Annotated in this window: 17 protein-coding genes and 1 pseudogene; 3 read left to right on the top strand and 15 right to left on the bottom strand. The window is 64.6% G+C overall.

Going from position 1 to position 20556, the window contains the following annotated elements:
- Nucleotides 1-34: 34 nt before the first annotated feature.
- A complete protein-coding gene (gene yajC, locus AUL32_RS14845) occupies nucleotides 35-376 on the bottom strand; it encodes a preprotein translocase subunit YajC (protein ID WP_061976211.1) in 342 nt (113 codons plus the stop codon).
- 138 nt (nucleotides 377-514) lie between these two features.
- Between yajC and AUL32_RS14840 the strand changes: the two genes are divergently transcribed.
- Nucleotides 515-1381 carry an ATP-binding protein gene (locus tag AUL32_RS14840; protein ID WP_062116335.1) on the top strand — a complete coding sequence of 289 codons (867 nt, stop codon included), beginning with the start codon at nucleotides 515-517 and terminating at the stop codon, nucleotides 1379-1381.
- A 60-nt stretch (nucleotides 1382-1441) separates the two neighbouring features.
- Here AUL32_RS14840 and AUL32_RS26020 read toward each other — a convergent pair whose 3' ends face one another.
- The 11 genes and pseudogenes from AUL32_RS26020 to AUL32_RS14785 form a co-directional block, all read right to left on the bottom strand.
- Entirely contained in the window at nucleotides 1442-2782 is a 1341-nt protein-coding gene (locus AUL32_RS26020) for a M23 family metallopeptidase (protein ID WP_244497892.1), read from the bottom strand.
- A 105-nt stretch (nucleotides 2783-2887) separates the two neighbouring features.
- Nucleotides 2888-3535, bottom strand: a complete 648-nt coding sequence (locus tag AUL32_RS14830; RefSeq protein WP_061976214.1) for a protein-L-isoaspartate(D-aspartate) O-methyltransferase — start codon at nucleotides 3533-3535, stop codon at nucleotides 2888-2890.
- A gap of 6 nt (nucleotides 3536-3541) precedes the next feature.
- Nucleotides 3542-4297, bottom strand: a complete 756-nt coding sequence (gene surE / locus AUL32_RS14825) for a 5'/3'-nucleotidase SurE (protein ID WP_062116326.1) — start codon at nucleotides 4295-4297, stop codon at nucleotides 3542-3544.
- A gap of 3 nt (nucleotides 4298-4300) precedes the next feature.
- Entirely contained in the window at nucleotides 4301-5584 is a 1284-nt protein-coding gene (gene serS / locus AUL32_RS14820; protein WP_062116323.1) for a serine--tRNA ligase, read from the bottom strand.
- A 39-nt stretch (nucleotides 5585-5623) separates the two neighbouring features.
- Nucleotides 5624-6439: a twin-arginine translocase subunit TatC gene (tatC, locus tag AUL32_RS14815; protein WP_061976217.1), complete on the bottom strand. Its 816-nt coding sequence runs from the start codon at nucleotides 6437-6439 to the stop codon at nucleotides 5624-5626.
- Nucleotides 6436-6963, bottom strand: a complete 528-nt coding sequence (gene tatB / locus AUL32_RS14810) for a Sec-independent protein translocase protein TatB (protein ID WP_082639387.1) — start codon at nucleotides 6961-6963, stop codon at nucleotides 6436-6438. The genes tatC and tatB overlap by 4 nt, the downstream gene beginning before the upstream one ends.
- 48 nt (nucleotides 6964-7011) lie before the next feature.
- Nucleotides 7012-7242 (bottom strand): twin-arginine translocase TatA/TatE family subunit, encoded by a 231-nt coding sequence (locus AUL32_RS14805; protein ID WP_061976218.1) that lies wholly within the window; start codon nucleotides 7240-7242, stop codon nucleotides 7012-7014.
- A gap of 386 nt (nucleotides 7243-7628) precedes the next feature.
- Nucleotides 7629-8654, bottom strand: coding sequence for a beta-N-acetylhexosaminidase (nagZ, locus tag AUL32_RS14800; RefSeq protein WP_062116320.1), 1026 nt, complete (start codon nucleotides 8652-8654; stop codon nucleotides 7629-7631).
- A 95-nt stretch (nucleotides 8655-8749) separates the two neighbouring features.
- A pseudogene (locus AUL32_RS26520) lies at nucleotides 8750-9058 on the bottom strand (SPOR domain-containing protein); the annotation flags it as partial.
- Between the two features lie 1240 nt (nucleotides 9059-10298).
- Nucleotides 10299-12050, bottom strand: coding sequence for an arginine--tRNA ligase (gene argS / locus AUL32_RS14790; RefSeq protein WP_062116315.1), 1752 nt, complete (start codon nucleotides 12048-12050; stop codon nucleotides 10299-10301).
- A gap of 79 nt (nucleotides 12051-12129) precedes the next feature.
- Nucleotides 12130-13344, bottom strand: a complete 1215-nt coding sequence (locus tag AUL32_RS14785) for a deoxyguanosinetriphosphate triphosphohydrolase (protein WP_062116312.1) — start codon at nucleotides 13342-13344, stop codon at nucleotides 12130-12132.
- A gap of 136 nt (nucleotides 13345-13480) precedes the next feature.
- Here AUL32_RS14785 and erpA point away from each other — a divergent pair, with 136 nt between their 5' ends.
- Both erpA and xth read left to right on the top strand, forming a co-directional pair.
- Nucleotides 13481-13822: an iron-sulfur cluster insertion protein ErpA gene (gene erpA, locus AUL32_RS14780; RefSeq protein WP_062116310.1), complete on the top strand. Its 342-nt coding sequence runs from the start codon at nucleotides 13481-13483 to the stop codon at nucleotides 13820-13822.
- 59 nt (nucleotides 13823-13881) lie between these two features.
- Complete coding sequence (xth, locus tag AUL32_RS14775) at nucleotides 13882-14664, top strand: exodeoxyribonuclease III (RefSeq protein WP_062116306.1); 783 nt, start codon at nucleotides 13882-13884, stop codon at nucleotides 14662-14664.
- Nucleotides 14665-14684: 20 nt separating this feature from the next.
- On the opposite strand, the gene AUL32_RS14770 is transcribed toward xth, so the two are convergent.
- The 3 genes from AUL32_RS14770 to AUL32_RS14760 form a co-directional block, all read right to left on the bottom strand.
- The gene (locus AUL32_RS14770; protein ID WP_062116303.1) at nucleotides 14685-15494 is read right to left on the bottom strand and encodes a tetratricopeptide repeat protein; all 810 of its coding nucleotides are present in this window, start codon (nucleotides 15492-15494) and stop codon (nucleotides 14685-14687) included.
- A gap of 489 nt (nucleotides 15495-15983) precedes the next feature.
- A complete protein-coding gene (locus tag AUL32_RS14765; protein WP_062116300.1) occupies nucleotides 15984-17333 on the bottom strand; it encodes a hypothetical protein in 1350 nt (449 codons plus the stop codon).
- A gap of 320 nt (nucleotides 17334-17653) precedes the next feature.
- Nucleotides 17654-20431 (bottom strand): valine--tRNA ligase, encoded by a 2778-nt coding sequence (locus AUL32_RS14760; protein WP_062116297.1) that lies wholly within the window; start codon nucleotides 20429-20431, stop codon nucleotides 17654-17656.
- Nucleotides 20432-20556: the final 125 nt, after the last annotated feature.

Raw genomic sequence — 20556 nt, 5'->3', positions numbered from 1 at the left:
AACCGAGCCGAACGCCGTTCGGCCCGAAGGCAGGTTACTTCGCGTTGGCCGCCGTGGGCTCACCCTTCACGCGGACATCTGCCACCATAGACTGCAGCACGCGAATCTTGGTGGTCTCGGAAATCTGCACTTCCAACTCGCCATTGTCCTGAACCTTCGTGACCTTGGCGATGATGCCGCCGCCAGTCACGATCGTATCGCCGCGACGAATGTTTTTCAGCATATCGTCCCGCTTCTTGGCGGCCGAGCGCTGCGGGCGAATGATCAGAAAATACATGATCGCGAAGACGGCGACGAAGGGAAGAATGCTGATGAGGATGCTCTCCGGTCCTCCCGCTGCGGTGGCGGTCTGCGCAAAAGCCGGCGATACGAACATCAAGATCTCCCAACACAAACGAAAACAGGGCGCTGAGCCCTTCACAAGGTGGCCGCAATATACGATCGGTCGACGCGATTGCAACAAGCGCCGCCTGGCATATCAGGGCGGACCCGCGCACTTCCGAAGGGCCGACCGGTGACCGTCGACACGGATTTCCTTCCTCTCCTGCAACGGATCGCAGACGCGCTGGATCGTCTGGCACCCGAAGCGACCACCTCGCCCGATCTCGGCGCAGCCGATTGCTTCGTCTTCGCGCCGCCCGGTGGCCTGACGCCGGTGCCCCGCGTCAACCGCGTCGATTTCGAACTGCTGCGCGGCATCGATCGCTCGCGCGACATCCTCTTCGAGAACACGAAGCGCTTCGCCGATGGCCTGCCGGCCAACAACGCCCTGCTTTGGGGGGCGCGAGGAATGGGCAAATCATCGCTGGTCAAGGCCGTTCACGCCAAGGTCAATTCGATGGGAACGGGCCGTCCGGTCCTGAAGCTCATCGAGGTGCATCGCGAGGACATCGACCACCTGCCTCGGCTGATGACGCTCCTGCGCGCCGCGCCCTTCCCGATTCTCCTGTTCTGCGACGATCTGTCGTTCGACCACGACGACACGTCCTACAAGTCACTGAAGGCCGCGCTGGACGGTGGCGTCGAGGGACGGCCGGACAATGTCCTGTTCTATGCCACGTCGAACCGGCGCCATCTGCTTCCGCGCAACATGATGGAAAACGAGCAGTCGACCGCCATCAATCCAAGCGAGGCGGTGGAGGAGAAGGTTTCTCTGTCGGATCGATTCGGACTTTGGCTCGGCTTCCACAAATGTTCGCAGGACGATTATCTCGCGATGGTGTGCGGCTATCTCGCCGCCGCCGGCATCGAACGTGACGCCGAGGAGGTTCGTCGCGACGCCTTGGAATGGAGCACGACGCGCGGCAGCCGCTCGGGCCGTGTCGCCTACCAGTTCGTCACCGATCTCGCGGGACGCCTCGGCCACGCCCTGCCCCGCTGACCAACGAAAAACGCCCGGCTCTTTCGAACCGGGCGCTGCCTTGCTCCGAACTATTTTCGCTTAGCGCAGATAGGTCATCGGATTGACCGGCGAGGAGTCCTTGCGGACCTCGAAGTGCAGCATCGGCGCATCCGTGTCGCCCGTCATGCCCGCCGTCGCGATTTCCTCGCCGCGCTTCACCGTGGCACCGCGCTGAACCTTGATGTCGTCGGCATGGCCATAGACGGTCACGAGGCCGTTCTCGTGCTTGACCAAGACGGTCTTGCCGAACTCCTTGAGGCCCTCGCCGGCATAGATCACGACGCCGTTCTCGGCCGCCTTGATGGGCGTTCCGCGCGGCACGGAGATGTTCAGGCCGTCATTGCGACGCGAGCCGACCTTGTCGCCGAAATTCTTGATGACGCGGCCCTGCACCGGCCAACGCATCTGGTTAATCCCAGTCGAGGCCGGAGCCAGCGACGCCTGCTCCTCTTCCTCCGCCTTGGCAGCGGTGGTCTGGGCAACCGGTGCGGCAGCCGCGACTGACGTGTTCGCGGCGCTCGGAGCGACGGGCGCCGGCGTAGCGGCCACGGCCGGGGTCTCATGCGTCGCAGGCTTGGCCGGCGTTGCGACAGCGGCGGCTGCCTGCGCGGGCTTGACCGGCGGCAGTTCGCGAGTGGCCTGAGCAGCCGCAGCGGCGGGACGCGCATTGGTCGGAGCCGAGCTCGGCACGGCGATCTTTGCGGCCTGAGCCTGGAGGCTGGTCGGCGGCGCGCCGAGCGTGGCGTAGCGAACGTTCCCGGCCGGCTGTGCCGAAGCCGAGGCGGAGCCCCCTGCCGGGATCGTCAGCTTCTGACCGATCCGCACATTGTCGTCGGTCAGCCGGTTGGCGCTGCGCAGATCGGCGGCGCGGACATTGTGACGACGAGCGATGCCAAGCAGCGAGTCGCCGGACGTGACGACATAGGTGCCTGCCGAACCCGTCGGGGCCGGCGCCATGTTGCGAGAGGCTTCGGTACGGGCCACTTCAGCGTGGTTCACCGGCGAGGACGCATGCTGCGACATCGGCGCAGCGGCCTGCTGCTGGACGGGCGCATAGCTGTCGTTGCCATTGCCGTAGGAACTGGCCGGCGGAGGCGGCAGCGTCGAGCGGGATACCGGCGGCGTCGCCGCAGCGAAAGTGCGCGACGCGCCCGTGGTGCCGGAGCCGTAGGAGGCGTTCGGCTGCCCCGCGCCGTAGCTCGGCTCGGCCGCGGGGGCCGCACTCGCCACCTGCTGCGAGCGCACCGGCGCCGGCGGAATCGCTCCGGTATAGAAGCTATCCTGCAACCGCGTGGCGTCGGCACTGCATCCGGCCGCCAACGCGGCCAGCGCGATCAGCCCCGCCGAGCGCACCAGCCGAAGCCGACTCTGATTCAACACGTCCGTCCGCATTGCAGTCCCCAAAGCATTCGCCCAACCTGAGAACATTAGACAGCGTTAATGTTACCCGAGGGTTAAGCATGATCGGGACGGAGACGGATTTCTTTACAGAAAGCTCGCGACGCCGGTTTCCAGCGGCTGGAGACGGGCGTTGAACAGCGTTTCTTCCTCGAAGCGGCTTCCCAACTTCTGGTGACGCACAAGACGCTGCACGTCGCCCGGTGGTCCGAGCGCGCAGATCAGAATTCCCTGCGACGCCATCTGCTCCACGAAGGCGCGTGGCAGCGACTCGAAAGAGCCATGGACCACGATCCGGTCGAACGGCGCCTGGTCGGGATAGCCCGTGCGACCGTCTTCCTTAAGGAACGTCACGTTGTTGATCCCGCAGGCCTTCAGCCGCTCCTGCGCTTTGGTCAGCAAGGTCTGGTAGCGATCAAGGGTGAGAACCTGGAAACAAAGCTTGGCGAGCAGCGCCGTGACGTAGCCGCTTCCCGTGCCGATCTCCAGCACGCGGTGCTCCGGGGCGATCTTCAGCGCCGCGACCAGTCGCACCGCGTGGCGCGCGCCGGGCATGGACTGGCCGCAGTCGAGCGGAAACACCTTGTCGGAATAGGCCTCCACCGCGTCCGCCGGAACGAAGGCGCGGCGAGGCACGGCCTCGACGGCGGCCAGGACCCGCGGTGTCACGCCATCGGCGGTGCGCACCGTCATTAGGAAGGCCGCCAGTTGTTCGCGATCGACTGTTGCGGTCATGCGCGCTCAGCGGAAGGTTTCGCGCATCTGCTCGCGCAGCGCGTGATGGGTAAGATCGAGATGCAGCGGCGTGACCGAGATGCGGTTGGCGCGCAGGGCGCCGATGTCCGAACCGTCGAGCTCCGGCCCGGCCTGACGCCCGAACTTCAGCCAGAAATAAGGGAAGCCTCGCCCGTCGACCCGCTCTTCGATTCCAAGCGAATAGTCCAGCTTGCCCTGCCGGGTCACCTCGATGCCCTGCACGGCACCAGCCTTCACGGCCGGGAAATTGACATTGAACAACGTCCCCGCCGGAGCATCGACTTTGAGAAGACGCTCCACGACATCCGCACCATGATGGCGAGCTGTCTCCCAGACGGCCTCACGCTCGGAGTCGGGACGGAAGGCTTGGCTGAGCGCGATGGACCGGACGCCCAGCATCATGCCCTCGATGGCGCCGGCCACGGTGCCGGAATAGGAGACGTCGTCACTGACGTTCTGCCCGGCATTGACGCCGGACAGGACGAGGTCGGGTGCCTCCGGCAGGAGATGCTTGACGGCCATGATGACGCAGTCGGTCGGCGTGCCGCGCAGCGCAAAACGGCGCTCCGATTCCTGACGAAGACGCAGCGGCGAAGAGAGCGTCAGCGAATGGGACAGGCCGCTCTGATCCGTTTCCGGCGCGACGACCCACACATCGTCCGACAGCTGCCGGGCGATGTGTTCGAGGACGGAAAGGCCCTCCGCGTGAATGCCGTCGTCATTCGTCAGGAGAACGCGCATGGATCACTTCTTGCCGATCTGTTCGAGCCCGCCCATGAACGGCTTGAGGACATCCGGCACGAGAATGCTGCCATCCTCCTGCTGGTAGGTCTCCATGACCGCGATCAGCGCGCGCCCAACCGCCGTACCCGATCCGTTGAGCGTATGGACGAAGCGGGGCGCGGCCTTTTCTCCGGCGGGGCGGAAGCGCGTGTTCATCCGCCGGGATTGGAAGTCGCCGCAGACCGAGCAGGACGAGATTTCGCGGTAGGCATTCTGCCCTGGCAGCCAGACTTCGATGTCGTAGGTCTTCTGCGAGGAGAATCCCATGTCGCCGGTGCAGAGCACGACGGTGCGGAAATGCAGGCCGAGCTTGGTCAGAACGGCTTCGGCCGCCGCCGTCATGCGCTCGTGCTCTTCAAGCGACGTTTCCGGCGTCGTAATCGAGACGAGTTCGGCCTTGTAGAATTGATGCTGGCGCAGCATGCCGCGTGTGTCGCGACCGGCCGATCCTGCTTCCGAGCGGAAGCTCGGCGTCAACGCCGTAAAGCGGAGCGGCAGGGCCTGCTCCTCGATGATCTCCTCGCGAACGAGATTGGTCAGCGAGACCTCGGCGGTCGGGATCAGCCAGCGTCCGTCCGTGGTCTGAAACAGGTCCTCGGCAAATTTCGGCAGCTGGCTCGTGCCGTAGAGCGCCTCGTCGCGCACTAGAAGCGGCGGAGACACCTCCTCGTATCCGAACTCGCGAGTGTGGGTTTCGACCATGAACTGGCCGAGCGCGCGCTCCAACCGCGCCAAGTCCCCGCGCAGCACTGTGAAGCGCGAGCCGGACATTCGAGCGGCGCGCTCGAAATCCATGAGGCCGAGCGCCTCGCCCAATTCGAAATGCTCTTTGGGCTGGAAATTGAAGCTGCGCTTATCGCCGACGCGGCGCACCTCAACATTGCCCGTCTCGTCCGCACCAGTCGGAACCTCGGCGAGCGGAACATTGGGCACGGTCGCCAGCAGGGCGTTGATCTCGGCGTCGATCTCGCGCTCGAGCTTTTCGCCGTCCTGGATCTTGGTCTTGAGCTCAGTGACGGTGCGCATCGTCTCGTCGGCAAGGACCGCGTCACCGGACGCCTTGGCCTTGCCGATCTGCTTGGAGGCTTCGTTGCGCTGGCCTTGCCAGTCCTGCAGCGTCTTCAGATGCTGGCGGCGCTTCTCGTCCAGGCGAACGATCTCAGCCGACGTCAGGGCCGAACCGCGACGCTTCAGAGCTTCGTCCAGAACTTCCGCGTTATCGCGGATCCATTTGATATCCAGCATGATTTCCAGTCCGCTTCAGGCGGGCCGGAACCGATCGGATCACTCCGTGCCGGCTTCGTTGGCCGCCAGACGCACGCCTCGTTTCTTTTCGATCATCCGTGCCGTAATGATCGAGACCTCGTAGAGAATGATCGCCGGGATCGCAAGGCCGATCTGGGACATCGGATCGGGCGGCGTCAGCACCGCCGCGACGATGAAGGCGAGCACGATTGCGTACTTGCGCTTCGACTTCAGCCCATCGGCCGTGACCATGCCGGCCCGCACCAGAAGCGAGCAGATCACCGGCAGCTGGAAGACCAGTCCGAAGGCGACGATCAACGTCATGATCAGCGACAGATACTCGGAGACCTTGGGCAGGAGCAGGATCGCCGCGTCGCTGCCCTCACCCGGCTGCTGCATCGACAGGAAGAACCACATCACCATCGGGGTGAAGAAGAAATAGACGAGCAGCGCGCCTAGCAGGAAAAGCAGCGGCGTTGCCACCAGAAACGGAATGAAAGCCGCGCGCTCATCCCGGTAAAGGCCGGGGGCAACGAACTTGTAGATCTGGATGGCGATTACGGGAAACGCCAGAAAGAAGCCGCCGAAGGCCGCAACCTTCACCTGCGTGAAGAAATATTCCTGCGGCGCCGTGTAGATCAGCTCGACGCTAGCCGGGTCCAGGCCCGCCCAGCCGCTGGCGATCTGATAGGGCACGACGAGAATGTTGAAGATGCCCTTGGCGAAGAAGAAGCAGATCAGGAACATGCCGAAGAAGCCGGCGATCGACCAGATCAGTCGGCGGCGCAGTTCGATCAGATGCTCGATCAAAGGCGCGGATGAAGCCTCGATGTCCGACTCGGAACGCTGACTCACTGAAGGCTCCCGGCCGGCGCGCGAACTGGAGCGGCCTCGCCCCCATGTGCCGCCTCGACGTTGACATGGATCGCATGACCGTTCGTCGCGGCGACGGGCTGTGCTTCGCCGTTGACGGCTGGCGGCGTCGCGACGGCAGGGGAAGAGGTAGGCGGAACGTCTGCCATCGGCTCGACTGGCACCGCCGCTTGCGTTGCCGACGGAACGACAGGCTCAGGCGCTACGGTCGCGGCCTTGATCGAGGAACGGATCTCGTCCCCGACGGCGCGGATCGGGTTCATCGCCTTGCGAAGATCGTTGCGCGGATCAAGATCGCGGACCTGCTGCGCGGTGTTGCGCAGCTCTTCGAGTTCGGCCTCCTTCAAGGCCTCGTCGAACTGGTGCCGGAAATCGCCCGCCATACGGCGCATCTGCGAACTGACCCGACCGAAGGTGCGAAGCATCTTCGGGAGGTCCTTCGGACCAACGACGACGATCAAAACGACCGCGATAACAAGAAGCTCGAGTCCACCGATGTCGAACATGTCGATCCCCAGGAGGCGAATGGCGGCGCGCTATGCGCCGCCCATCCTTTAGATGCGGGACTTTTCGGTCGTGGTCTCGTGCGGCATGGCATCGCCTTCGCGCATGTCGAGCGAGCGACGCTCCTGAGCGACGGTCGTGTCCTCGTCCGCCATGCCCTTCTTGAAGTTCTTGATGCCCTTGGCCACGTCGCCCATCAGCTCGGGAATCTTGCCGCGACCGAAGAGAAGCAGCACGACGGCCAGAACGATGAGCCAGTGCCAGATGCTGAAGCTACCCATGATACGCCTCCAATGGGCGCGGGCTGCCCGCGCTCCGAGTTCAAACCGAACCTTCGGCTCTTTCAAACACGAAAGTCCCAGCCGGATCAACGGCTACGACGACATCGTGCACATGGTTCGCGAGTTCGTCAGAACGAAGCAGAGCCCGGATCGGTAAGATCACACGCCATCTCGCATATTTGACGAAAGGGCGGGCGTCGGAAAAGGCACGATCGAACTCGATCAATCCACAGGCAGTGCCGCATGGACGAACCGCAATTCGTCATTCTTTGCCATTCGATCGTGGCGAGTCTGCGACATGCGGGATGGCGAGCGCGCCGGTTCGAACCCGATCGACGGTGGCCACTCTCGAATTGACGGAAGACGCGGCCAGACGGTCGGGTCGCTCAGGTGGAGGCGGAGAACAGCGAGTGGAATTCCTCGCGCAGGGCCGGCTCGTCGATCGGCTCGGGTTGCTGGCGAGTGATCTGCAAGGCCCGCTCCGCTCTCGCCAGAGAGCGGCCGGCAAGTTCCGGGACATTGGCCGCCACGAGTTGCATCTCGGCCATGTCGCCGTTGCAGTGAAGCGCCAAGTCGCAGCCGGCGGCGATCGCCTGGCCGGCGAGTTCGCCCATGTCGCCTTGAAGCGCCTTCATCGACATGTCGTCGCTCATAAGCAAACCGTCGAAGCCGATCGCCCCACGAATAATCTCCGCGATCACGACCGGCGAAAGCGTGGCCGGGCGAACGGGGTCCAGCGATTCGAACAGGAGATGCGCGGTCATCGCGGCCGGCAGGCCGGCCAACCTCTTGAAGGGGCGGAAGTCGAAGCCCTCCAGCGCTGCCCGTTCCGCCGAAACCTGCGGCAGTTCGAGATGGCTATCCGCCTCGCCTCGCCCATGACCGGGAATATGCTTCATCACCGGCAGAACAGCACCGGCCATCAAGCCCTCCGCCGCGAGGCCACCGAGTTCGGCGACCAGCGCCGGGTCCTCGGCATAGGCGCGGTCGCCGATCACGGAATGGGCGCCGGGCTGGGGCACATCGAGGCAAGGGAGACAATCGACGTCGATCCCGTATCCCACCAGCAAATCATGGGCGAGCAGGCGGCCTTGAAGCCAAGCCGCCCGCCGCCCCTTCGCGGGATCGGCAGCGAAGACCTGACCGATTGACGCCGATGGCGGGAAACGCGGCGACAGCGGCGGGCGCAGACGCTGAACCCGCCCACCTTCCTGATCGATCAGAACCGGGCGCGGCGAGGAGCCGCCGAGGCTTTTGAGTTCGGCCACGAGATCCCTGACCTGCGCGGCCTCGCCGATGTTGCGACCGAACAGAATGAAACCCCAAGGCCGCTCGTCTCGGAAGAAGGCGCGCTCGTCATCTGTCAGGCGCAGGCCGCTGCATCCCGCGATCCAGGCTTTCGTTCCGGTCATCAGGGGTTCCGTGTCAGAAGACGGCGCCGGCGGTTTAAACGGCCGACGCCGATAGGAAGAGCGATTCGTCTCAATCGTCAGCCAGGCAACGGCGATCAGCGCGTCACGAAGCAGCTTCCGCCGGCCGATTTCAGGCTGTCGCACAGGCTCGCCGCCTCGTTCTTGGAACCGGCCGCGACGCGGACGCGATAGAACGTACCCTTGCCCGCGATCTCCGCCGACTTGATGTTCAAACCGCGATTGCCGATCACGCTGGAGAACTTACGCTTCATGTTCGCCATCGACTCCTCCGCCAGGGCCTGGCTCGGCTGAGACGAAATCTGCACGAAGAACGCCTCTTCGCCAGCCGCCGCAGGCTGCACCGACGCGACCTGCACCGGATCGGCCTCGGCCGGAGCAGCCTCCGTCGCGACCTTGGCGCTGAATGGCATCGTGGGTTGGGCCGACGCGGCGGGCGCGGCCGGCGCGGCATGGCCGACGGCGGCCGAAGAGGTCGGCAGAAGCGCGGGCTGGCCGGCGATCGTCGGTTCTTCGGCCGGCGCGAGCGACCCGTCCGGGCGCACCGTCAGGGTGCGGACCTTGCGCGGCTGCAGCGTGCCTTCGGCGGAGGCGACCTGACTGCCCGGCGCAGGCGGCATCTCGGCTTCTGCATCCGATTCGCTGGGCAGCGACACATCGTCGCCGACCATGACACCGGGGAGATCGGAGGACGCGCCCTCGTTCTCCGCGATGTCCATGGGCTCTTCCATCGCGGTCACCAGCGAGCGCTGCGTCGGCGCGGTCACCTTCGCGTTGCCCGCTGCGACATGCTCATAGACCGCCTTGTTCTGGTTCGGGATCGAACGGCCGCCAGGATCGGCCGGCGCGGTCTTGTAGGGTTCGGCATCCGCCTTGATGAGGATCGGCCCTTCGATACTCTGCGAAAGGGACCCGCCGCCGGTGTAAACCATCGTGCCGGCCACGGCGACCACGACACTGGCAGCCAGACCACCCATGACGAAGACCGCTTTGCGCAGCCTGGAGCCGCGCCGCGCCGCTGGGCGGTACTCGTCGTCGTAATGATGGCCGTCGCCATCCTCGTAGCCCTGGGCATATTCGTCTTCGTCGTAGCCCTGCGGCGCAGGCTGCATGGCAGCCCACTCGCTCGCGATCAGATCGTCGAAGTCGTCGAGCGTCAGGGTCTGGCGCACATCGGGAATGGTCTGGCGAACCGGCGCGTAGGGCTCGGGCTCGGGCTGCCGGGCCGGCGCGAAGGACTGCGTTTCGGTGGGATAGCGGTCACGCGGGCGCGCCGGCTGGCTGAGATTTCGCAGGGCCTCCTGCGTCTCGGCATTGACGGGACGGCCCGCCCGGCCCTGCTGCGGCATTGAGGGCCCACGGCCACCCGGGCTCGAGACGGGCTCGTAGGCCGCCGACTGATCCCAATCCTGCCGCACGCCCGGCGCACCGGGGCGCACCGAGGAGCCTTCCACCGCCCGAACGAGATCGGCAAACGGATCGCGATCGGTCACGGAGAAGTTTGCGTCCCTGTAGTCCTTCATCGCGCCGACCCCACGCCGGGATCGCCGCCCAGTTCGACGACGATCCGTATTTTTCTGAACGTTTCTCCGCCCTATGGGTCGAACTTGTTCAAAGCGTGGAACGTCAGCGCATTTCGTCCGGGGCCGACACGCCGACAAGACCCAGACCCGAGGCGATGACGAAGGCGACGGCTTGAACCAGTCCCAATCGGGCTGCGGTCATTGTCACATCGTTAGGCTTAACGAACCGTAACTCGGGCTGGTCCTTTCCACGATTGTACTGGCCGTGGAAAGCGGAGGCGAGATCATAGAGGTAGAAGGCGAGTCGATGCGGCTCCTTGGCCTGGGCCGCGCTCTGAATGAGGCGGGGATATTCGGCCAGCTTGCGAACGAGCGCGAGCTCCCCTTCGTCGGTCAGTTGCCCAAGCGCCGCCTCGTCTACCTTGTCCAGGGCGGACACATCGATGCCCTCCGCCTCGGCTTGGCGGACGATCGAGCGCGCTCGGGCGTGCGCGTATTGAACGTAGAAAACCGGATTGTCCTTCGACTGTTCGGTGACTTTCTGAAAGTCGAAATCGAGCGGCGCGTCGCTCTTGCGAAACAGCATCATGAAACGGACGGCGTCTCGACCGACCTCATCCACCACGTCAGCCAGGGTCACGAACTCCCCGGCCCGCTTCGACATCTTCACCGGCTCGCCGTTGCGGAAGAGCTTCACCAACTGGCAAAGGACGACATCCACCTCGGCCTTGCCGCCCGACACGGCCTTGGCGACGGCCTCCAGCCGCTTCACGTAGCCGCCATGGTCGGCGCCCAACACGTAGACCATCTCGTCGAAGCCACGGGCGAACTTGTCGGCAAAATAGGCGACGTCGGCGGCAAAATAGGTGTAGCTGCCGTCCGACTTCACCAGCGGACGATCGACGTCGTCGCCGACTTCGGTCGAGCGCAGCAGGGTCTGCTCGCGGTCTTCCCAATCCTCGGGCAGCTGGCCCTTGGGCGGCGGCAGCGTGCCCTGATAGACGAAGCCCTTGTCGCGCAGAGCCTCGACCGTCGCCGTGATGCGGCTCGGCCCGCCCTCGTGCAGCGTCTTCTCGGAGAAGAAGACATCCTGCGTAATGGCGAGCGCCTTCAGGTCGTCGCGGATGCTCATCATCATGGCGCTGATGGCATAGGCCTTCACCACCGGAAGCCACTGCGCCTCGTCCTGCTCCAAGAGTTCGCGGCCGTAGCGAATGGCGAGCGCCGAGCCGACCGTCTTCAGATAGTCTCCGGGATAGAGCCCGGCCGGAATCTCGCCGATAGCCTCCCCCAGCGCTTCGCGGTAGCGCAGGAAGACCGAGCGGGCGAGCACGTTCACCTGCTCGCCGGCGTCGTTGATGTAATATTCTTTGGTGATCTCGTGGCCGGCAAAGCCCATGAGATTGGCGATCGCGTCCCCCACGACAGCGCCCCGGCAATGACCGACATGCAGCGGACCGGTCGGGTTGGCGGAGACATATTCGACATTCACCCGCCGTCCGGTCGGAGCGCCGCGCCCGTAGGCGAGCCCGAGCCCGAGCAGGCCGTGGAGATGCTTTGTCCAGAACACCGAATGAAGACGCAGGTTGATGAAGCCGGGGCCGGCGATCTCCACCGAGGCGATGTCGGCGTCTTGCTCCAGTTGGGCACCGATCTCGTCGGCAAGCTCGCGGGGCTTCAGGCCCAAGGGCTTCGCCAGCACCATGGCGGCATTGGTCGCTAGATCGCCATGGCTCGCGTCGCGCGGCGGCTCGACGGCGACGCGCGAAAGGTCCGCTACCTCGATTTCACGCGTGCGCAGAACGGCTTCCACGGCTTTGCGAACGCGTTGCTCGAAGTCGGTGAAGATGTTCATGATCGAGTCCAGACTGGAGAAATCGGCGCAGAAAAAGGCCGTCCCCCGTTCGCGAGAACAGGAGAGTGAAGCGGCGCGCCTATCGCAATTCGGGCGTATCGTCAAACAAGCGACAGTGTTCCGACACGGCGTAGCTGTCGGTCATCCCGGACAGATAGTCCGAAACGCGGCGGGTGAGACGCGCTTCGTCCAGCGACTCCACCTCCAGGCTCCAGGCGCCGTGCATCTGCGACGGCTCCGCTACGTAGCGACGGAACAGGTCCTCCACCACGCCCTCGGCCCGCGTCATGACGCGAGACACGCCCTCGCTTCGATAGACGCGCGCGAAGAGAAACCGCTTCGTCCGGGCGGCAAGTTCTTCCATTTCCGGCGAGAAGCAGAGCAGCGTGCGCTTGGCATTGCGCACGTCCTCGGCCGTCTCGATCCCGTCCTCCCGCAACCGGCGCAAGGTCGAGGCGATGACATCCTCCACCATCCGCGTGATGTGCCGGCGCATGATCTCGTGGACGGTGCGGGCCTCATCGAGGCCGGGATATTTCGCACGCACTTCACTCAGGATCGTGCCGGCGAGTTCCAGTTCCGCCAGATCGTCGAGTTCGATCAATCCGGCCCGCAAGCCATCGTCGAGATCATGCGTGTTGTAGGCAATGTCGTCGGAGATCGCGGCGGCCTGCGCTTCTAAGGTCGCGAAGCGCTCCAAATCCAGCGGGTAGCGCGCGTCGAATTCGAGGATCGGGCGCGGCACCTCCTCATGCCAGGTCGCATAGGGACCGAGCATCGGCCCATTGTGCTTCACCAGCCCTTCCAGCGTCTCGAAGCTGAGATTCAGGCCGTCGAACTCCGCATAGCGGCGTTCCAGCGCGGTCACGATACGGAGCGACTGCGCGTTGTGGTCGAACCCGCCATAGGGCGCCATGCAGCGATGCAGCGCCCGCTCGCCGGCATGCCCGAAGGGCGTGTGGCCGAAATCGTGGACGAGCGCGATCGCCTCCGTCAGGTCCTCGTCCAGCCGCAGGGCGCGCGCGAAGGCGCGGGCGATCTGCGACACTTCGATCGTGTGGGTCAGGCGGGTGCGAAAGTGGTCGCCCTCGTAGGCGACGAAGACCTGCGTCTTGTGCTTGAGCCTGCGAAAGGCAGTGGAATGGACGATCCGGTCGCGGTCGCGCTGGAAAGGCGTGCGCGTCGGGCTGCCGGGCTCGGGAAACAGGCGCCCGCGCGACTGCGCAGGATCGCTGGCAAAGGACGCCAGGGTGGAGCGGCCGAGGCCGATGCTGGCGAAGATCGGGTCCGACATCCCATGCTTTCCGAGCGGCATAAGCCATGCCGCCCGGTCTGGGCGGCGTTGACCCGCTAGGGGCGCATCCATACGTTAGGACACGAACAGCAACAAGCAGAGGTCGGGACGGCGCGCTCCGCCACCCGAAATCCCCATGAGCCAGTCGCTCGACACGACGGTCACCGTTTCCGACGCCGCGGCCCGGCGTATCCTGTCCATCCTCCAGAAGACCCCGAGCGAGAACGCGCTGCGCATCTCGGTGGAAGGCGGCGGCTGCTCGGGCTTCTCCTACAAGTTCGACCTGACGCACGAGGCCGAGAGCGACGATATCGTGATCGAGAAGAACGGCGCGCGGGTTCTCATCGACCAGACCTCCCTCGCCTATCTCGACGGATCGGTGGTGGATTTCGTGGACGATCTGATGGGCCAGTCCTTCCAGGTCCGCAATCCGAACGCCACCGCCTCCTGCGGCTGCGGAACGTCCTTCTCGATTTGACACGCCTCGTCCTGCCGGGCATGCCGAAGCGCTCTTCAGCCATGCCCGGAGGACCCGCCATGCTCGTCGCGACCTGGAACATCAACGGCGTCAAGGCGCGCATCGAAGCCCTCAAGAGCTGGCTGGACGAATCAGGGGCGGACATCGTCTGCCTGCAGGAGATCAAGAGCGTCGACGAAGGCTTTCCCCGAGCCGAACTGGAAAGCGCCGGCTGGCATGTCGAGACTCATGGTCAGAAGGGCTTCAACGGCGTCGCGCTCCTGTCGCGCCAGCCCGCCATGGCAATCGATCGCGGCTTGCCCGGCGACGAGATGGACGACCAGTCGCGCTTCATCCATGGCCTTTGGGAAACGGCCGCCGGCCCCTTGCGTGTCGCCTCGCTCTACCTGCCCAACGGCAATCCGCTCGGCACCGAGAAGTTCAGCTACAAGCTTCGATGGATGGCACGTCTGGAAACGATCGCCCGGCAATGGCTGGCGCAGGAAGTGCCCTTCGTGCTGGCCGGCGACTACAACGTCATCCCGCAGCCCGAGGACGCCAAGAACGCGGCCGACTGGCTCGGTGATGCGCTCTATCAGCCGGAAAGCCGAGCGGCCTATCGCCGCCTCCTGAATCTCGGCCTTACCGACGCCGTGCGAGCCACGACGGACGCGGCGCAGACATATACGTTCTGGGACTATCAGGCCGGCGCGTGGCCGAAGAACAATGGCATCCGCATCGACCATATTCTCCTGTCGCCCGATCTCGCTTCTCGACTTGCCGGCGTGCGGATCGACAAGCATGTTCGCGCCTGGGAGAAGCCGTCGGACCACGTCCCTGTCTTGGTCGATCTCAAGATCTGAGAGTCAGCCCGAGTAGCGGCTCAGGGTGCGTCCGCGCCGATCTTCTCGGCGGACGCGATGGCCATGCGGCGCTCCGATTCGCTCGACAGGGAGAAAGCCTCTTCCTGGAGCGGGCGAATCCATTCCTTGTCCTTGTCCGGCGCGGCCTTCAGCGCGCGGGTCAACATGGCGAGGCCACGCGCGGGCTCGGCTCGCAGCGAAATCGTCTCGCCGTCGAACAGGAGATAGCCCAGCAGCGCCTCGGCCTTGGCGTAGCCCTTCTTGGCCGCTAGCTGGAGCCAGCGCGCCGCCTGCGGCGGATTGGGCCGGCCACCCTCGCCCGCCAGCAGCATGCGCCCCAATTCGAACTGCGCCTGCGCATCGCCGAAATAGGTCGCGGCATGGGCATAGAGCTGACGGGCCTGCGTCGGGTCGGCCGCAATGGGCGTGCCCGGAATGCCGTTGCGCATATACTCGGCGAGCGCGACCACGGCACTGGCGACATAGGCGGCATTCGGCGAAGTCGCCGTGTCGTCCTCCTGATCGCGAACGATCTCCTCGAACATCTTGAAGGCTTCGAAGTCGTCCTCCTTGACGCCGTCGCCTTCGGCATACATCTGACCGAGCTTCCAGCGGGCTCCGGCGTGGCCGAGATCGGCTGCCTGCTGCAGAGCCTCCAGCGCCTCGGCCTTTTCCCCACGCTTGTAGGCCGCAAAGCCCATGGAGAAGAACTCGCGCGGCGACTTGGCGCGCGCGCTCGAGGCGACCGAGGACGGGTCGAGCGCCAGCGCCTGTCCGCCGAAGCCGACCGCGAAAGGCAAGACAAGCAGAAAAAGACGGGCTGCGCGCATCAACCGAATTCTCAGATCCGACCGAACCGGCGAGTGGTCTCGCCAGCCTGAGAAAACAGGATCGCTTGCGCGTTCGAAGAAAGTCTGAAGACGAGCGAGTCGGAAGAGTTTCGATACTTAGGCGGGTGGCCGATCCGAGCTGAACCTGCGACGACCGCGCCTTCCTCAGGGGCGGAAGACCACAGGTGTCTCGCAATCAACGATGCGACCTTGCTGACGAGCGTAATGTCGGACGTCATGACACCTCAACGACTCATTGCATTCTCGGGAAGCGACGAGTCTTTCCAGCCTTTATGCTTGTCGAGCGATGCCTTTGTTTTATGGCGGTAACGGGGCATCGCCTGACCCCGCAACACTATCCGATGCAAAGCCGCAATACTGTTGCAGAGCGCCCACATTCCCCGCTTCGGAACCGCACGGGTCCATTCCCAAACGAAAAGGGCGCCCGACCAGCGAGCGCCCTTTTCATAAGCCGGAAAGATCGAACGATCAGAAGGTCAGCTTGAGCGAAGCATTCGCCGCGTAGACCCAGTCGTCACCCACCGTCGCGTTGAACAGAGCGCCCTGCGAGACATTCTGGCTGCCGCTCGTCCAGTAGCCGATCAGGCCGCCGACGCGGATTTCCGCCCAGTCCGTGTTCTTCAGGGAGAGACCGCCCGACAGGGTGTAGAGGTCGGTATAGGTGGTTTCCGAGCCGCGCGAGACGCCGCTGTCGTAGCCGACCGAAACGCTGCCGGAAATCTGCTTGTTGAAGGCTCGCCCGATGCCGAGGGTCACGGTGTAGCCGTCGTCCCAGTTGTAGGGGCTGATGGAAGAATTGCCCGCAACCGTGGTGATGACCGCCTTGTTCGTGCTCCAGTCCGTCCAACGGAAGGAACCCAGCAGCAGGGTGCCCTCAGCAATGCCGGTCTGGAAGTTCACATAAAGGCTCTGCGGGCTGGTGGCCGTGTTCTGGAAAGCCGGCAGACCGCTGGCGAGCACCGTGCCGTTGGTCGGCAGGCTGGTGAGAAGCGAGGACGGCACGTTGATGCCACGCTGGGCCAGGAACGCCGCCGCCGTCGGGATCGAGAGCTGGCGTCCGTCCGCGAGTCGGACAAAAGCGTCGCCGGTCGCGGCGATCGAGCCCTCGCCGGTGACGTCGTCATGCTTGACTTCCGACCGGTAGAGAACCTGCGCGCGCAGGGCGATGTCGGGGATCTCGAAGGCCGCGCCGATGCGATAGCCCGTCTTGTAGCTACCTTCCGTGTCGGCCGTGACGCCGATGGGGAGGAGAAGGCTGGCCCCGAGGCCGCCCAGCGTCGCCCGCAGCGAAGCCGGAAGGGTCGCGCCGATATTGCGGGTGGCAAGGCTCGTGCCGTCGAAGTTGAAATCCTCGGCGAAAAGCCCGCCCAGCAGGCTGAAGCGCATGCCGTCCTGCGAGTAGCTGATGCGGCAGGTTCCGCTGATCTCGTTGGACTTGAATTCGAGATCGCGCACCCGCGATCCGCCGGGGAACTGCGCCGGCTGCGCGCCACCCGGCAGCGAGCTATAGTCGCCTTCGGCCGCGAAGGACTCGGTAAAATTGCCTGCGCAGGCGGCGGTGTCGTTGCCGAACTTAATCGCCGCGCTGGGGATCTGATAGTTGCCGGTATAGGTGTCGTAGTTGCCGCGAACGCCGTTCACCGTCTCGAAGTCGCGCTGCGGCGAAACGTAGGTGAAGCTGAAACGGTTGGTGATCGTGCCTGGCTCGTAGAGAACATCCGTGTCGGCCGTGCCGCGCTGGAAGCCACCGGCCTGCGCCAGCGTCAAGGTCGATAGCAACGCCGTAGAGGCGATCACCAAATGGCGCGCGAATGTCATGGTTTCCCCCAGTCCAACCCTCATAGCCGAAGTCTTACGCGCTCCGGCTTGCTGGAAACCTGTCACAAGTGTCGCGGACTTGAAACGGGCAAATCCGGGGAGAAACCCGAAGGCATCTCAACGAGTCCACGCCTTAAAGGTGTAGGTTTTACATCAAGGGACACCAGCAAGGCGTTTTGAGTGTTGGACTTTCCCCAATCGATATTCGAGAAAAAACCAATTCGTGGTCGTTCCGGAGGCAAATCGCCAACTCTTCCGTTAACGGAAGAGTTGGCGATCGTTGCTGTCAAGTCACAGAGTGCAGCGCCGAAGAAAATCCTTCACTGCAGCATCGCCAAGGCCGCTCGCAGCTTTTCGGCCTCCGCTACGAAGGTCTGCCGCTTTTCGCGCTCCTGCTCCACCAGCTCTTCCGGCGCGTTGGCGACGAACTTCTCGTTCGACAGCTTCTTGTCGATTCGCTCCACCTCGCCGCGAAGCTTGCCCTCGGCCTTTTCGAGGCGCGCGCGCTCGGCGGCAAAGTCGATCATTCCCGCAAGCGGCAGGGCGTAGGTGACGTTGGAGAGGACGAGCTGTGCCGATTGAGCGGGCGCCGTCTCCGCCGTGGCAAGGCCCGAGAGGCGCGCCAGGCGCCGCAGCGCCGCCTCGTGACGCACCAGACGGTCACGAACCAAAGCGTCTGGAGCGACGGCGACCAAGGCGGCCTCCGCCGAAGGCGGCACGTTCATCTCGGCGCGAACCGAGCGGATTTCGCTGACGAGATCGACCAGCCAGTTCAAGTCGCTGGCGGCCGCCTCGTCGCGGAACGTCGTGTTCGGCCAGGGCGCGTGGCAGAGAAGCGTCACGCGCGCCTGTCCCTCAGGGGCCGTCACCGCCCAAAGCTCTTCCGTCAGGAAGGGCATGAAGGGATGCAGAAGTGTGTAGAGCTGATCGAGCACGAAACCCGTCACCCAGCGCGTCTCGTCCTTGGCCGCCTCGTCCTCGCCCAGGAAGATCGGCTTGGCGAGTTCGAGATACCAGTCACAGACGATGTTCCAGGCGAAGCGATAGAGCGCCGCAGCGGCATCGTTGAAGCGAAGGGCGGCCAAGGCTCCGTCCACTTCGGCGATGACGTTGGACAGCTCCGTCATGACCCAGCGGTTGACCGCGAGCGTCAGCGTCTCGCCCGCCACGCTCTCGCCATGCCGCGCGCCGTTCATCTCGGCGAAGCGCGTGGCGTTCCAGATCTTGGTCCCGAAATTGCGGTAGCCCGCGATCCGCTGCGGATCGAGCTTCACGTCGCGACCCTGCGCCGCCATGATCGCCAGCGTGAAGCGCAGCGCGTCGGCGCCGTAATCGTTGACGATGTCGATGGGGTCGATGACGTTACCCTTGGACTTCGACATCTTGGCGCCGGACTTGTCGCGCACCAGCGCATGGACATAGACCGTGTGGAACGGCTCCTGCTCCATGAAATGGAGGCCCATCATCATCATCCGGGCGACCCAGAAGAAGATGATGTCGAAGCCGGTGACGAGCACACTGGTGGGGTAGTAGGTCTTCAGTTCCGGTGTCTGGTCCGGCCACCCCAGCGTCGAGAACGGCCAGAGCGCGGACGAGAACCAGGTGTCGAGCACGTCCTCGTCGCGCGTCAGGAAGGCGTCGAGCCGGTCCTGGCTCTCAGCGAGCGTGCGCGCCTCGGCGTCGGTGATCGTGCCGTTCGTGACGTAATGGGCGAGCGCGCCGGCGATCGCCGTCTCCTCGTCCTCGTCCACGAAGATCGTGCCGTCCGGCCCATACCAGGCGGGAATGCGATGGCCCCACCAGAGCTGGCGCGAGATGCACCAGGGCTGGATGTTCTCCATCCAGTCGAAATAAGTGTTTTCCCAATTGCGCGGCACGAACTTCGTCCGGCCCTCGCGCACGCTGTCGATCGCGGGCTTGGCCAGCGTCGCCGCATCCACATACCACTGGTCCGTCAGGAACGGCTCGATCGGCACGCCGCTGCGGTCGCCATGCGGGACCATGTGCGTGTGGTCCTCGATCTTGGCGAGGTAGCCTTCCGACTCCATCCACTCGACCAGGAGCTTGCGCGCCGCGAAGCGGTCGAGCCCTTCGAAAAGACCGATCGCCCGCTCGCCATCGTCGGCATAGAGTCCTTCGAGGAAGTCGGCATTGTCGCGAAGTGCGATCGTGCCGTCGACCGCCATGATGTTGATGCGTCGAAGATCGTTGCGCTTGCCGACCTCGAAATCGTTGAAGTCGTGCGCCGGGGTGATCTTAACGGCACCCGAGCCCGCCTCCGGGTCGGCGTAGTCGTCCGCGACTACGGGGATCAGACGGCCGATCAAGGGCAGGCGAACCATCTTGCCGACCAGCGCGGCATAGCGCTCGTCGCCCGGATTCACGGCGACACCGGTGTCGCCCAGCATGGTTTCCGGGCGCGTGGTGGCGACGGTGATGAAGGTTTCCGGGTTTTCCGGGTCGTAGTTACGGCCTTCCACGGGATAGCGGAAGTGCCAGAGGTTGCCCTTCACCTCCTGCTGCTCGACCTCGAGATCCGAGATCGCGGTGAGAAGCTTGGGGTCCCAATTGACTAGGCGCTTGTCGCGATAGATCAGGCCTTCGCGGTAGAGTTGCACAAAGACCTTGCGCACGGCGCGCGACAGGCCCTCGTCCATGGTGAAGCGCTCGCGCGACCAGTCGCAGGACGCGCCGAGGCGACGCAGCTGCTGGAGGATCGTGCCACCCGATTCTCCCTTCCACTGCCAGACCCGATCGACGAAGGCCTCGCGGCCCATGGCGCGGCGGCTCGGCTCCTGCCGCTCGGCCAGTTGGCGCTCCACCACCATCTGCGTGGCGATGCCGGCATGGTCGAGTCCGGGCTGCCAGAGCACGTTCTTGCCGCGCATGCGCTCGGTGCGAACCAAGATGTCCTGCAGCGTGTTGTTGAGCGCATGGCCGATATGGAGCGAGCCCGTCACGTTCGGCGGCGGGATCACGATCGAGAAAGGCTCGGCCCCGGGCTTGGCGGCGGCACCGGCCGCGAACGCATCGGCGCTTTCCCAACGCTCCGCGATGCGGGGTTCGACGGCGGCCGCGTCGTAGGTCTTCTCGATCATGGACTATCCAACCATTCCAAAGGAGGATTTTCGGTTACAGGCAGAGTTTCGCGAGTGTCAACGCACCCGCCTGCCGTGAGCGGCGTCGGTGGCCTGCTCAAACGAAAAAAGGAGCGGCCGGGCCG

The organism is Aureimonas sp. AU40, from assembly GCF_001463785.1.
Lineage (GTDB): Bacteria > Pseudomonadota > Alphaproteobacteria > Rhizobiales > Rhizobiaceae > Aureimonas.
Note: the sequence above shows the minus strand (reverse complement) of the source record. Positions and strands in the feature narration are given on the sequence as shown.